This window comes from Streptomyces sp. GESEQ-4, assembly GCF_017948455.1.
Lineage (GTDB): Bacteria > Actinomycetota > Actinomycetes > Streptomycetales > Streptomycetaceae > Streptomyces.
This window is the reverse complement of the sequence record NZ_JAFFSU010000002.1, coordinates 490,637-504,739: the sequence shown is the minus strand read 5'-3', so window position 1 is coordinate 504,739 and position 14,103 is coordinate 490,637. Positions and strand designations below refer to the sequence as shown.

General features: G+C 72.3%; 8 protein-coding genes and 1 pseudogene. 5 read left to right on the top strand and 4 right to left on the bottom strand.

All coding sequences use genetic code 11. From position 1 onward, the window contains the following. Positions 1 to 62: 62 nt before the first annotated feature. On the top strand, positions 63 to 1,142 hold the full coding sequence (locus tag KCH48_RS07510) for an NADH:flavin oxidoreductase/NADH oxidase (protein WP_210571341.1): 1,080 nt from the start codon (positions 63 to 65) through the stop codon (positions 1,140 to 1,142). A 73-nt stretch (positions 1,143 to 1,215) separates the two neighbouring features. On the opposite strand, the pseudogene KCH48_RS07505 reads toward KCH48_RS07510, so the two are convergent. The 3 genes and pseudogenes from KCH48_RS07505 to KCH48_RS42090 all read right to left on the bottom strand — a co-directional run. Then, positions 1,216 to 2,133, bottom strand: a pseudogene (locus KCH48_RS07505) (PHB depolymerase family esterase); the annotation flags it as partial. A 341-nt stretch (positions 2,134 to 2,474) separates the two neighbouring features. Then, positions 2,475 to 6,743, bottom strand: coding sequence for a cation-translocating P-type ATPase (locus KCH48_RS07500; RefSeq protein ID WP_210571339.1), 4,269 nt, complete (start codon positions 6,741 to 6,743; stop codon positions 2,475 to 2,477). 8 nt (positions 6,744 to 6,751) lie between these two features. Next, positions 6,752 to 7,273, bottom strand: coding sequence for a hypothetical protein (locus KCH48_RS42090; protein WP_246884923.1), 522 nt, complete (start codon positions 7,271 to 7,273; stop codon positions 6,752 to 6,754). A gap of 341 nt (positions 7,274 to 7,614) precedes the next feature. On the opposite strand from KCH48_RS42090, the gene KCH48_RS07490 reads away from it, so the two are divergent. Together KCH48_RS07490 and KCH48_RS07485 are read left to right on the top strand one after the other, a co-directional pair. After that, positions 7,615 to 8,595 carry a polysaccharide lyase family 1 protein gene (locus tag KCH48_RS07490; RefSeq protein ID WP_210571338.1) on the top strand — a complete coding sequence of 327 codons (981 nt, stop codon included), beginning with the start codon at positions 7,615 to 7,617 and terminating at the stop codon, positions 8,593 to 8,595. 31 nt (positions 8,596 to 8,626) lie between these two features. Beyond that, positions 8,627 to 9,409: a pectate lyase gene (locus KCH48_RS07485; RefSeq protein WP_210571337.1), complete on the top strand. Its 783-nt coding sequence runs from the start codon at positions 8,627 to 8,629 to the stop codon at positions 9,407 to 9,409. Positions 9,410 to 9,475: 66 nt separating this feature from the next. On the opposite strand, the gene KCH48_RS07480 is transcribed toward KCH48_RS07485, so the two are convergent. Further along, on the bottom strand, positions 9,476 to 10,219 hold the full coding sequence (locus KCH48_RS07480) for a PaaX family transcriptional regulator C-terminal domain-containing protein (RefSeq protein ID WP_210571336.1): 744 nt from the start codon (positions 10,217 to 10,219) through the stop codon (positions 9,476 to 9,478). A gap of 75 nt (positions 10,220 to 10,294) precedes the next feature. Between KCH48_RS07480 and KCH48_RS07475 the strand changes: the two genes are divergently transcribed. Further along, positions 10,295 to 11,977, top strand: a complete 1,683-nt coding sequence (locus tag KCH48_RS07475; protein WP_210571335.1) for a DNA alkylation response protein — start codon at positions 10,295 to 10,297, stop codon at positions 11,975 to 11,977. Between the two features lie 91 nt (positions 11,978 to 12,068). After that, positions 12,069 to 14,078 carry a HEAT repeat domain-containing protein gene (locus KCH48_RS07470; RefSeq protein ID WP_210571504.1) on the top strand — a complete coding sequence of 670 codons (2,010 nt, stop codon included), beginning with the start codon at positions 12,069 to 12,071 and terminating at the stop codon, positions 14,076 to 14,078. The last annotated feature ends 25 nt before the right edge of the window (positions 14,079 to 14,103 follow it).

Here is a 14,103-nt window from a genome sequence, read left to right as displayed (position 1 = left end):
CGTACTACGATGCCTATCGTACGAGTCGTCCATCGACCCCGTGACGATTGGAGCAGCTCGCCATGAGCTCCCTCTTCCAGCCTTTTCGCCTGCGCGATGTGACCGTCCCGAACCGGGTCTGGATGGCCCCGATGTGCCAGTACTCGGCCGCACCGGAGGGCCCGGGCACCGGGGCTCCCAACGACTGGCACTTCGCCCACTACGCGGCGCGCGCGGCGGGCGGTACGGGCCTGATCCTGGTCGAGGCGACCGCCGTCAGCGCCGAGGGCCGGATCTCCCCGTACGACCTGGGCATCTGGAACGACACGCAGGTCGAGGCGTTCCGCCGGATCACTCGCTTCCTGGTCTCGCAGGGCACGGTGCCCGGGATCCAGCTCGCGCACGGCGGCCGCAAGGCGTCGACCGACCAGCCGTGGAAGGGCGGGGCGCCGGTGGGGCCGCAGGCGTACGGCTGGCAGCCGGTGGCGCCGAGCCCGGTCGCGTTCGACGAGCGGCACCCGGTGCCGGACGAGTTGACGGTAGCTCAGATCGGCGAGGTCGTCGGCCAGTTCGCGAACGCCGCCCGCCGTGCTCTCGCCGCCGGTTTCGAGGTCGCCGAGATCCATGGCGCCCACGGCTACCTGATCAACGAGTTCCTTTCGCCGCACTCCAACCACCGCACGGACGCGTACGGCGGCTCGTACGAGAACCGCACCCGTTTCGCCCTCGAGGTCGTCGACGCCGTGCGCGAGGTGTGGCCGGACGACAAGCCGCTGTTCTTCCGTATCTCGGCGACCGACTGGCTGGAGGAGGGCGGCTGGACCGCTGACGACACCGTCCGTTTCGCCGCCGATCTCCAGGCCCACGGCATCGACCTGCTCGACGTCTCCACCGGCGGCAACGCCTCCGGTGTCCGCATTCCGACCGGCCCCGGCTACCAGGTGCCGTTCGCCGCCCGCGTCAAGGCGGCCACGAGCCTGTCCGTCGCCGCCGTCGGCCTGATCACCGACGCCGAACAGGCCGAGAAGATCCTCGCCAACGACGAGGCGGACGCGGTGCTGCTCGGCCGTGAGCTGCTGCGGAACCCGTCCTGGGCGCGGCATGCGGCGCGCGAGCTGGGCGGGGATGTCCACGTGCCGGACCAGTACCACCGCTCGGTCTGACCGGCCCCGAGGGGTTACGAAAGCCCGTACGACCGCGCTGGTGAGCGCGGTCGTACGGGCTGGGGTGCGGTCAGCTGCTTGCGAGGCCGAAGAAGGTCAGCACGCGAGCGGCCATACCGGGGGCGTACAGGTCGGGGTGGCCGACGCCCTGGAGGCTGATGCCTTCGACGGCAGCCTGGTCACCGGTGCCGCCGTAGCGGGTGCGGGTCCAGGTGGACTGGGGCGAGTCCGTGGCAGCCGGCTCCTGGCTGACACCGTGCACGTTCGTCCACTGCTCGATCTGCTCCTTGAAGTTGGGGTAGCACAGCACGTCGTCCTCGGTGCCGTGCCACACCTGCATCCGCGGCCGGGGCCCGTTGTACCCGGGATACGCGGCGCGCACCAGGTCGCCCCACTCCTGCGGGGTGCGGTCGATGTCGCCGTTCGCGCACGGATGGTTCCACCCGGTGCCGTCGGCGTTGGCGAAGCAGCCGAACGGCACACCGGCGAAGGAGGCGCCCGCCTTGAACACATCGGGGTAGACGGCCAGCAGGACGTTCGTCATCATCCCGCCCGAGGAGATGCCGGTGGCGAAGATCCGGCTCGTATCGGCGTCATACGCCTCGGTCACATAGTCGACCATGGACTTGATGCCGACCGGGTCGCTGCCGCCGCCGCGGCGCAGGGCCTCGGGTGAGGCGACGTCGAAGCACTTGGTGTCACGGGTGACCGACGGATAGACGACGATGTACCCGTACTGGTCGGCGAGCGAGGCGTACTCGGTGGTGGAGTGCATCGCCGGGCCGGAGCCCCCGCACCAGTGCGGGGCCACGATGACGGCCGGGTTGTCGGCCACGTCGTCCGGTACGTAGAGGTACATCTGCAGGTTGCTGGGGTTCTCACCGAAGCCGGTGACCTCGGTGAGCGCCGCGGTGGGCTCCTCGACGCGGGCGTCGGCCGGGGGTGCGGCGATGAGCGCTGCCGCGAGCATTCCGCTGAGTGCGGTGAGCATGGTGCGAACTGGTCTGCGCTTGGTGGTGGCAGGCAAAGTCGTTCATCCCTTCGTGATGGCGGCTCGTGGGGCTGTCGGCAGCGGGATCGGCAGAGAAGCGAGCGCTCCCGTGCGGCGACTGCGACAGTTCCCCGCTGGGCAGGGATGTCCGAATGAGTTGTGCGCAAAGCGTGGAGCAAAAGCACCGATCTCCTGAGTGCCGTTCAGCGAACTGACTGTCAGGCCCCTGACTCGGGCCGAAGTCAGCAGCATGCCCGGCTCGACGTTCCGCACCCCGCACTTCATTCACGTACATGACCTGCCGTAGCCACCCGAAGGGACGCATCCGTCTGCGTACGGGCTTACCGGCTCAGCCGTACCACCGCCCGCTCCAGCTCCGGCATCACCCGCTGGCCGGTCACCGCCAGTGCGATGGCCGCCGCGACGCCGGTCCAGGCGACCGGGCCCAGTGGTGTGCAGCCGAGGGCATTGCTCACGCCCGGGGTCTGCACCAGCAGGACGAGGGCGGCGGCGGAGCCGAAGGAGGTGACGCGGACCAGCGGGGAGCCGCTGCGGTCGGCCAGGGTCTGGGCGAGCTGGGTGCCGACGACCGCGCACAGGGCCATCGTCGTGGTCCGGCGGGCCGTCCCCGGCGTGAACCGGCCGATGAGCCAGGCCGCGACCGCGCCCAGACAGGTCGTCAGCGCCCGGTGGCGGATCTGCCGCATCAGCGGTGTGCCGAGCAGGGTCTTGCCCAGCGGCGCGCTGACGTCGGTCTCGCCCTCCTGCTGCGGTGTCACCGCCACCGCCATCGCCGGGAACAGGTCCGTGAACAGGTTCACCAGCAGCATCTGACGGGTGGACAGCGGCGCGGCGCCGGCGAGCAGCGTGCCCAGGATTCCGAAGCCCACCTCGCCCGCGTTGCCGCCGATCAGGATGGCGATGGCGTCGGCGACGCTGTGCCACAGGGCGCGGCCCTCGACGACGGCCTCGACGAGCACCGTGAGGTCGTCGTGGGTGAGCACCAGGTCGGCGGCGTTGCGGGCGGCGGCCGAGCCGCGGGCGCTGATGCCGACGCCGATGTCGGCGGCGCGGATGGCGGCCGCGTCGTTGGCGCCGTCGCCGACCATGCCGACCACCCGGCTCGCGTCCATCAGGGCCTCGACGACCTGGAGCTTCTGCTCGGGCGCGACGCGGGCCACGACGTCCACGTCCTGCAGCATCCGGGCGCGCTCGGAGCGGTCCGCGGCGGCCAGTTCGTCGCCGGTGACGACGGCCGTGTCCTCGGGCCAGCCCAGCTCGATGGCGATCGCCCGTGCCGTCTGCGGATGGTCGCCGGTCAGCATGACGGGTCGTACGCCCGCCTCACGCAGCCCGTGGACCAGGGCGGTGGATGTCTCGCGCGCCGCGTCGGCGAGCGCGAGCAGGCCGGTGAACTCCAGGTCGGACAGGGGCTCTTCGCAGACGTCCGCGTCCTTCTCGTCGTCGCCCAGGCGCCGGCGCGCGACCGCGAGGACCCGCAGTCCGTCGCGGGCCAGCGACTGCGCCGTTCGCGAGGCGTCTTCCGGCAGGTCGCGGCAGGCGGGCAGGACGATCTCCGGGGCGCCCTTGACCACGAACTCCCGTATCCCGTCGGCCGCGTGGCCCACGGCTCCGGCGTATCCGCGACCGGCCTCGAACGGCCTGCCCTCGGTCTGCTGCCATTCCGGGTCGCGCCCTGCCGCGTCCAGGACCGCCTCGTCGGTGGAGTGCACCGGCTGGTCGGGGCCCTCTTCGGGCTCGGGGCAGGCGCGCACCGCGACGCGCAGGGTGGCCGAGTCGACGGCCTCGTCCGGCTTGCGGGCGGTGCCGTCGGGGTCGGTGACGCGGACGAGCCGCAGCTTGTTCTGGGTGAGGGTGCCCGTCTTGTCGAAGCAGATGGTGTCCATCCGGCCGAGGGCTTCCAGGGTGCGCGGGGCGCGAACCAGCACGCCCCGCTTGCTGAGCCGGCGGGCGGCGGCCAGTTGCGCGACCGTGGCCACCAGCGGCAGCCCTTCGGGGACGGCGGCCACCGCGACCGCGACCCCGCCGCTCACCGCCCGGCGGATCGGTGTGCCGCGCAGCAGCGCGAGGCCGGTCACGGCGGCGCCGCCCGCCATGGTCAACGGCATTGCCTTGCGGGTGAGTTCCTGCAGGCGGGCCTGTACCCCAGCGGCCGGCGGCTTGCGTGCGGCGAGGTGGACCGCGCGGGCGGCCTCGGTGTGGTCGCCGGTCTCCACCACGACGGCACGGGCCTGTCCGGCCACCACGGTCGTGCCCTCGTACACCATGCAGCTGCGGTCGGCGACGGGTGCGCGCGGGGTCGGGGCGGTCTGTTTCTCGGCGGGCAGGGATTCGCCGGTCAGCGCGGACTCGTCGACCTCCAGGCCGTCCTCCCACAGCAGGCGGGCGTCGGCCGGCACGACGTCGTCGGCCTGCAGTTCGATCACGTCGCCGGGCCTGAGGCGTGCGGCGTCGACGGTGTGCGGGTTGTCCGAGGTCCCGTCGGGTGCGACGCGTGCCTTCTGCTTCTGGTCCGCGAGCAGCCCGGACAGCGCCCGTTCGGCCCGCAGTCTTTGTACGCCGCCGACCAGGGCGTTCAGGTCGAGGGCGCCGACCACCAGCAGGGCGTCCACGACCGAGCCGAGGATCGCCGACGCGGCCGAGCCGACGGCCAGCACCGGGGTGAGCGGGTCGTCCAGCTCTCCCCGTACGGCCCGGCCCAGCTGCAGCGCCCCCTTGGCCGGCGCGAACACCGGGTTGCGGGCGACGGTTTTGACCGCCTGCCGCACCTTGGCGGTCGCCTCGGCCGCCGGAGTCGGCGGCTCTTCCAGCCGGCGCTCCAGCCGCTGTCGTACGTCCTTCGCCTTCAGCTCGTGCCAGGCCACCCGCGCCCGGGGACGCGGCGCGCGGGTGGCCGCGACGCCTACGGCAGCTCGCGCCCCGGACACCAGGGCCAGCGCCGCGCTCAGGTCGACGGGCGCGTGCCGCAGGCCGGGCAGCGGCGAGCGGGTGCCGCGCCCGGACTCGCCCACGGCCACCATCAGCCCGGACAGCGCGGCGCCGGACCGGGCCAGCGTCTGCGAACGCCGCCCGACCTTCCGCGCCACCGGTACGGCCACGAGCAGCCGCCATACGTCGGCCAGACCGCCCGGCGCCACCACGTCCGCGCCCCACGCCACGGCCGCGTCACCGTCGGCGAGCGCGACGGCCACATCGCCGGCGAGCAGCCCGGACAAGGTGTCCGTGTCATCGGCCGAGCTCGGCCGGGCCACCGTCAGGACACCGCCGCGACCGCGCAGTTCGTTCACCGTCCGGCTGAAGGACCGTTCGGCGGACACGACGTGATCGGCGAGGGCGGTGAAGTCGCCGAGCGAGGGATCGTCCGTCACGACGACCCGGAGTCCGGCCCGCCGTGCCGCGTCCAGGACGGCCTCGGCCCAGGGGTCCGCAGCGCCGTCGGGGGCGTGCAGCGCGCTCGGGTGCAGGAACACACTGGTGACCGTCCCCAGCTGTCGCATGCGTTCCATGTGGCGGACCAGCACGCCGGTGCGGGCGAACGCGCAGCCCAGTGCGGCGTGGAAGGCGGCGGGTCCGTAGCGTGCCGCCTTCGGGGAGCCCGCGAGGACCGCTTCGGCCGCCTCGGTGCCGTCGCGCTTCACCAGCAGTGTCACGGCCGCGCCGACCACGCTGCCCGTCTCGGCGTGGACCGCGTACTCGTGCGCCGGGGTGGTGCGCAGCGGTGGGCGCGGGAACAGCTCCGGGGACACGTCCTCCCGCTCGGGTCCGCAGACCCGGTCGTGGACCGCGTCGAACGCGGCCGCGCGGGCGAGCGCCTCCGCGAGCTGTACCGAGCGCAGGCCCGCGTCGAGCACGACGGACGTCGGGGTGCGGCCCGCGCCGTGGACCGCGGCGTTCGACACGGCCAGGATCAGGTCCATGCGGGAGAACCCGAACCGTTCGCGCAGCCAGGCCCGGAAGCGGGGGTTCTCGCGCAGCAGGGTCACCACCGCCGTGACGGCCCGGGGTGAGGGCGGCAGTCGCAGGACGGAGCCGGCCACCGCGACCACGACGCCCGCCGCGTCGGCCGCGAGTGCCGCCGCGCTGGTCCGTACGAGGACCGGGTCGCCGGGATGCGTGAATTCCTCCGTCGGTTCGTCCACCGGCTCAAGACCGAGTTCGGCGGCGAGCGCATGCGCTTTCTGCTCCACCCGTTCGGAGACGGCCGCCTCACTCGCGGCCACGACCAGCCGGGTGAGGCCGCCGTCCCAGTAGGCGTAGGCCACGTCCGGCCGTTCCGCCAGCGCCGTGGCCACCTTGCGCGCCGCCTTGGCCATCCCGCCCGCCCGCCGCACCCGCTCCGGCTCGGCCGGCCGGAGCGGCAGATGGGCCCGGTGACCGGACCGCCAGGTGTGGTCACCGCCCGGCAGCGCCCTGCGGGCCACGCGCGTCATCCTGACGGCCGCGTCCGCCCCTCGCACCCCAGCTCGCGCCGTCCCGGCCACCGCTCCGGCGGCCACACCCACACCGGGCGCGGCCCCGTGAACCAGCAACCGCGGCCCCGCCAGCACCGCACCGGACAGGGCCGTGGCAGCCCCCGTCAGCACTCCCATGACTCACCTCAGCTCTTCGTGCTCGCGCGCTTCGACGCTGTGCTCCGGCTCTTCGGCGCGCTCTTGCCGCCGCCGGCGGACGTCGACCGGGTGCTCGACGCCTTGCGGGTGCCGCCGGACGTCTTGCGGGTGCCCGTGGACGACTTTCCGCCGCGGCTGGATGTCGTACGACGGCCCGTGGCCGACGTAGTCCTGCCGCTGGACGACGTACGACTGCTGCTGCCTGCTGCCGCCTTCCGGTCGTCTGTCTCCTCGCTCCCGCCGGGCTTCGGCTGGGTCAGCCAGACCACCGCCGCCCCCGTGAGGGCTATGGGCCATTCGACGATGCCCGCGACACCGAGGAGCCCGGCCCCGGTGTACGCGACCATGCGCCGGCCGCGCGGGGACACGGCGCCGACCGCGTCCAGCGCGCCGTCGGCCGCCTTGGTCACCACACCGGCGCCAGGGACCCTCCGCAGCGCCGACGCGGTGTTCTGCAACGGTTCGCGCAGGGGTTCCGGAAGATCGAGCGACGGCTTCTGCCGCGTCATGACTCTCGATACCTCCCTCACAGATCGGCTCTCTCTGCACGGCCGGGTTCCCGAGAAACGGAACGTCACCCGTGCGGAGGGCGGCGGGCGCCGAACCCGCCGACCTTGGAAGCGCTCCCACGCCCTCGCTCCGTCCGGTATGGCGCTGACCTGGGGTGTCCGAATGTGTTCCGCGCAAAGCGTTGACTAGAAAGCGCTTGCCCTCTACGTTCCGTTCAGCAGGCTGACCGGCTGACACCCCCTCAGGCCGGAATCAGCGGCATGCCCCAGCGCAGCGTTCAACATGGCGTACGTCATTCACACATACGACCAGTCAAGGCAACGCGAAGGGACGCACCCGCATGCGTACAGGCCCTCTCCGTACACACGCGCAAAGGACCGCCCTGGTGACGGCCGCCGCGGCCGCTCTCGCGACGGCGGCCGCCCTCGCCCTCCCCCAGTCGGCGGGCGCCGCCGAGACCTCGCCGGTCGGATTCGGCGCCGGCACGACCGGCGGCGGCAACGCCTCCGCGGTCACGGTCTCGACGCTGAGCGCCTTCAAGACGGCCGTCACCGGCAGCGCGGCCAAGGTCGTCCGGGTGAACGGCCTGATCTCGCTGAGCGGTCAGGTCGACATCGGCTCCAACACCACGGTCCTGGGCGTCGGTTCGTCCTCCGGGTTCACCGGCGGCGGGCTGCGGCTGAAGGAGGTGACGAACGTCGTCATCCGCAATCTCAACATCAGCAAGCCGGTCGCGCCCGCCGACGGCATCACCGTCCAGAAGTCGACGAAGGTCTGGATCGACCACAACTCCATCTCGGCGGACCGCGCGCACGACAAGGACTACTACGACGGTCTGCTCGACATCAATCACGGCTCCGACAACGTGACCGTCTCCTGGAACACCTTCAAGGACCACTTCAAGGGCTCGCTCGTCGGACACAGCGACAACAACGCGAGCGAGGACACCGGTCACCTGAAGGTGACGTACCACCACAACCACTTCGGCAACGTCTACTCGCGCATCCCCAGCCTGCGCTTCGGCACCGGCCACTTCTACAACAACTACGTGGACGGCGCCGACACCGCCTGCCACTCGCGGATGGGCGCCCAGATGCTCGTCGAGAACAACGTCTTCCGTGCGACGAAGATCGCGGTGACCACCAACCGCAGCAGCGACGTCGACGGATACGCCAACCTGCGCGGCAACGACCTCGGTGGAGCCGCCACCGAGATCTCGCGGGTCGGCAGCTTCACCGCCCCGCCGTACGGCTACACCGCGGAGTCCGCCTCGACGGTCGTCTCCTCGGTCACGTCCGGCGCGGGCACCGGAAAGATCTGATCACCCCCCAACTGGAAGAAGGCATCGGGACATGACTTCACCAGCACTCCCACGCGCCCGCCGGCGCGGACTGACCGGAACGGTGGCCGCAGTCGGCTTCTCGTCTGTCATGATCATGACACTCGGAGCGCCGCCGGCCAGTGCCGCCAGCTGGCCGACGCCCAACGGCAGCCAGGGGACCTCCTCCACCATCTCCGTGTCCGGCACCAAGGACTACGGGATGAAGCAGTTCTACGGCACCGGTGACCTGGCCGGTGACGGCCAGGAAGAGGGCCAGGACCCCATCTTCAAGCTCGCGGCCGGCGCGACGCTGAAGAACGTCATCATCGGCGCGCCCGGCGCCGACGGCATCCACTGCGAGGGCAACTGCACCCTCCAGAACGTGTGGTGGGCGGATGTCGGCGAGGACGCCGCGACCTTCCGCGGCGGCTCCACGTACAACGTCATCGGCGGTGGCGCCAAGAAGGCCGCTGACAAGGTCTTCCAGCACAACGGGCCCGGCACGGTGAACATCTCCAACTTCGCCGTGCAGGAGTTCAAGACCCTGTACCGCTCCTGCGGCGACTGCTCCACGCAGCACACACGCAAGGTCAACCTCAGCAACATCGAGGTGACCGGCACGGGCTCCACCGCACGCCTCGTCGGCATCAACGTCAACCGGGGCGACGTGGCGACACTGCGCGGCATCACGATCCTCAACGACGCGAGCCGCAAGGTCGTCCCCTGCCAGAAGTACAACAACAACACCGCGGTCGGTACGGGCCCGGACAGCACCAACTGCCTGTACTCCACCTCGGACATCACCTACCGCTGACCCCATCCCCGCGGTGAAGGCGGCCGTACGGAGCGTCCCTGCACGGCGCTTCGTACGGCCGCCGTGTCATGCCCGCCGCTCCCGCACGACCTGCGTGAACTCCCGCTGGTAATCGGCGTACGCGGCGCGCAGGGCCGGTCCGGGCCAGTCGGCGGGGAGGAGTTCCCCGGGCAGGACGGGGTCGAGGAGCAGATGGCGTACGACGGCCGCGAAGGCGGTGAGCCGGTCGGCGGGGCGCTCCACGCGCGCGATGTGGCCGAGCAGCGCATGGGCCGTGCGGGCCCAGGTGTCCAGCGGCCAGAGGGTCCCCGCCAGGTCGCGTGCCGGTTGTTCGGGGCGGGCCGTGAAGGGCCGGAGCACCGTTTCGAGTTCCCGCGGGAGCGAGCGGCGGAGATTGGCGGGGCGCAGCCAGACGCCTTCGCGCAGTTCGGCGAGGCGGAGGGTGGTCAACCGGGTCCGCAGTTCGGCGCGTTCGGCGGGGCCCCGGCCCGTCGCGGTGATCACGGCCATCTCCCAATCGCCGTCCCACGCGCGCGTACTGGGCTCCACCGCGTCGTCCTGACGGCGCTGGCGCTCCAGCAGCCGCTCCCCGATGCGGTACCCGGCGTCCGTGCGCCGCAGGTCGCCGGCGGCCGTCATCCGGCTCAGCGCGGCCCGCAAGGTGGAGCCGCCGACGCCGAAGGGCTCCACCACGCGCGCGAGGTCCTTCACCGGGAGCTCGGGCGGATGGATGCCGAGGAGCAGGCTCAGGACGACCGAGCGGGCCGAGAGCGGGCGCAGGTGCAGCTCGTCTGCCTGGACCGTTCGCATGGGGACGTACTGTACGGGCCGGATCGGATCGTTGCACGATTGCTACAGTCGCAGGAATAGTGCAACACTCACCGTATGGCCTCAACACTCGCGCACGAAGCAGGCCCTCTGGGCCGCGCCACACACGACGTGACCAACCAGCCCCCTGCCCTGGCCCCGTACGACGCGTCCGACGACACTGCCCTGCTCGAAGGACTGCGCCGCGAGGGTGCCGGGTGGGCCGAGGAGGGGCTCCGGCGGCTCGGGCTGCGGGCCGGGAGTGCCGAGGCGCAGGAGTGGGGCGAGCTGGCCAACCGGTACGAGCCCGAGCTGCGTACGCACGACCGGTACGGCAACCGGATCGACGAGGTCGAGTTCCATCCGAGCTGGCACCACCTGATGCGCGTCGCGGTCACCGAGGGACTCGCCGCGACGCCCTGGGCCGAGGACCGTCCCGGCGCCCATGTCGCCCGGACCGCGGGCGGGTTGGTTTGGGGACACACGGAGGCCGGGCACGGCTGTCCGACGTCCATGACGTACGCGGCCGTTCCGGCGCTACGCCGGCAGCCTGAGCTCGCGAAGGTCTACGAACCCCTGCTGACCAGCCGGGAGTACGACCCCGGGCTGCGGGTGCCGACGGAGAAGCGGGGCCTGCTGGCGGGCATGGGGATGACCGAGAAGCAGGGCGGCTCCGACGTCCGCACGAACACCACGACGGCGACGCCCAGCGCCGAGCCCGGCGTGTACACGCTGCGCGGGCACAAGTGGTTCACCTCGGCGCCGATGTGCGACGTGTTCCTGGTCCTCGCGCAGGCATCCCCTCTCAGGGACAAAGGGGGGCTGTCGTGTTTCCTGGTGCCGCGCGTCCTACCCGACGGCACCCGCAACACCTTCCGCATCCAGCGGCTCAAGGACAAGCTGGGCAACCGCTCCAACGCCTCCTCCGAGCCGGAGTTCGACGGCACCGTGGCCTGGCTGGTCGGGCCCGAGGGCCAGGGTGTGAAGACGATTATCGAGATGGTCAACTGCACACGGCTGGACTGCGTGATGATGTCGGCCACGCTGATGCGCCACACACTCGTCCAGGCCGGGCATCACGCGCGGCACCGCAGCGCGTTCGGCGCCCGGCTGGTCGACCAGCCGCTGATGCGCAACGTCCTGGCCGATCTGGCGCTGGAGTCGGAGGCCGCCACGACGCTCACGCTGCGGCTGGCGGGCGCGGCCGACCGGGCCGTGCGCGGGGACGCCGGGGAGGCGGCTTTCCGCCGGATCGCCACCGCCGTGGGCAAGTACTGGGTCACCAAGCGCGGCCCGGCCTTCACCGCGGAGGCCCTGGAGTGCCTCGGCGGCAACGGCTATGTGGAGGAGTCGGGCATGCCCCGCCAGTACCGGGAGGCTCCGCTGCTGTCGATCTGGGAGGGCTCGGGGAACGTCAACGCCCTCGATGTGCTGCGGGCGTTGCGCCGCGAGCCCGGCACCGCGGACGCGCTCTTCGCCGAACTCGCCCTGGCGCAGGGGGCGGACGCCCGCCTGGACACGGCCGTGAACCGGCTTCAGGACGCGCTGTCCGAGGGGTCCGAGGCGGGCGCCCGCCGTCTGGTGGAGCGGATGGCCCTGACCCTCCAGGCCTCCCTGCTGGTCCGGCACGCCCCCTCTTCGGTCGCCGACGCCTTCTGCGCCAGCCGGCTCGGCGGCGACTGGGGACACGCCTTCGGCACCCTCCCCGACGCCGCTGACCTGGACGCGATCCTGCGGCGGGCCCTCGAGTCGGCGAACTGACCGGATCGCACACAGTCACGACCCGATTCCGCTTCGTTGTCAGTGCCGTGGTGCACACTCACGACCAGTGGAACTCGCTGGGGAGGACAACGTGTTCACGGGGATCGACGAGGTCGACTGGGCCGCGCTGCGGCACGCGTACGGAAGTGCGGAGGACGTGCCCGGCATGCTGCGCGGGCTCGCGTCCGCGGATCCGGCCGAGCGGGAGATCGCACTCGACGGCATGTACGGCGCGGTGCACCACCAGGGCGACGTGTACGACTCGACACTCGCCTGCGTCCCGTTCCTGTTCGCGCTCGCGGGGCGGGAGGAGGTGCCCGACCGGGGCGGGATCGTGGAGCTGCTGGTCAGCATCGGCGGGGACGACGGCGCGGAACTCCTCGGCGGCGGCTACGCGATGGCCCACACCGCGGTCCGTGCGAGCGCCGGGGAGTTCGCCCGGCTGGCCGGGGACCCGGACGCCGGGGTGCGGCGAGCGGCAGCGGGAGCGGTCGTACGGTTCCTGGACGAACCGGCAAGGGTGCTGCGGCTGTTGCGGGAGCGGATCACGGTCGAGCGGGACGACGGCGTGCTGCTCGCCCTGGCTGAGAGCCTCGGGCACTTCGCCCGACGGCACCCCGGTCAGGCGGCGGGCGCGCTGGACCTCCTGACCACGCAGAGCGCACCGCCGTACGGCCCCGCGCTGCGGATCGCCGCACTGGGCCAGCTGGCGGCCTGCGCCCCCGACCGGCTCCCGGCCGACCTGGTGGACACCGTCGTACGACTGCTCAGAGACCGGTCCGAACGGCGGCCTGGCGCTCCGGACGCGCCGGATCGGCCGGACACGGACACGCTGGTCGGCCGGCTGCGGCGGCTCCGCCCCTCGGACGAGGAGGGCTCCCAGCTGCTGCGCACCCTGCACACCGCCCTCGGCAGCCGGGTGGCGGACCGGATCGGCCTGTTGTGCGGTCAGTTGACCAGCCCCGATCCGGTCGACCGGTGCAACGCCGTGTGGATGTCGACCAAACTGTTCAGCGAGTGGCGTGCCGACTACAGCGAACCCGTGGCGTTGATCGGTGCCCAACTGGGCACGGACGACGACCGGTTGCGCGAGGCCGCGGTGTCCGCCCTCACGGGCCTCCTCGACATCGCCCGCCCTGCCGCCGACGACGTCCACGCGCTGGTCGCCTCCCGTCCCGACCTGTGGGTACAGCAGTGGGCGCACGGCCTGCCGTCTCTGGGCGGCCCGCTCAAAGTCCTGGCCCAGACCGGCGATCCCAGAGCGGTGCCGGTACTGGCGGAGGTCCTGGCGGGGCCGGTCGTGCCGCATGACGTGGGCCAGGTGATCTCCTGTCTTGGCCGGGCAGCGGCGCCGTTGGCTCGCGCGTTCCGGCGCGGGCTCGAGGAGGTCCCGCTCGAATCCCCCGAGTCACATTCGTTCGCGTTGACGCTGCTGCTGGCGCTGCGGGAGCTGCGTGACAGGGAGTGTGTGCCCGGGGTGCTGCGGCTGCTGCTCGGCCTGCCGGAGGAGGCGCGGATGCGGGACGTACTCGTGAAGCACGCGGCAGGGGTCCTGGGGGCACTCGGAGGAGCGGCGCGGGAGGCGATACCGGCGCTGCGCGGGCTGCTGGACGGCGAATCCGCCGTACCGGCCGCGGACGCGCTGTGGTCCGTGGAGGGCGACGTGAAGGCCGTACTGCCCGTCCTGCTGCGGGAGTTGACGATCGGTGACGCGTATCGGCGCAGGGCGGCGGCCGACGTACTGGCGCGGCTCGGCCCTGTCGCACGCCCCGCCCTGGCGGGACTGCGGCCGATGACCGAGTCCGACAGCGTCTGGGAACGGACGTCGGCCGCGTGCGCGATCTGGCGGATCACCTCAGTGCCGGACCCCGTGCTCGCGGTGCTGCGCTCCGTCTGGGCGGAGCATCCGTACACACGCCTCACCGTCGCCGAGTGCGTCGCCGCCATGGGACCGACAGGAGCGCCCCTGCACGACCTGCTCCGGGCGGAACTCGCCTCGGTCCGGCGGCACCAGGTGCCCTCCGACACATACGGCGGCCAGGACTTGGTCGACGACGAACGGCTGCTGCGGGTGTGCCGTGCGACGTTGGGAGGCGGGTAAGGGCCACCGGCCGTAGCCTCCGGGC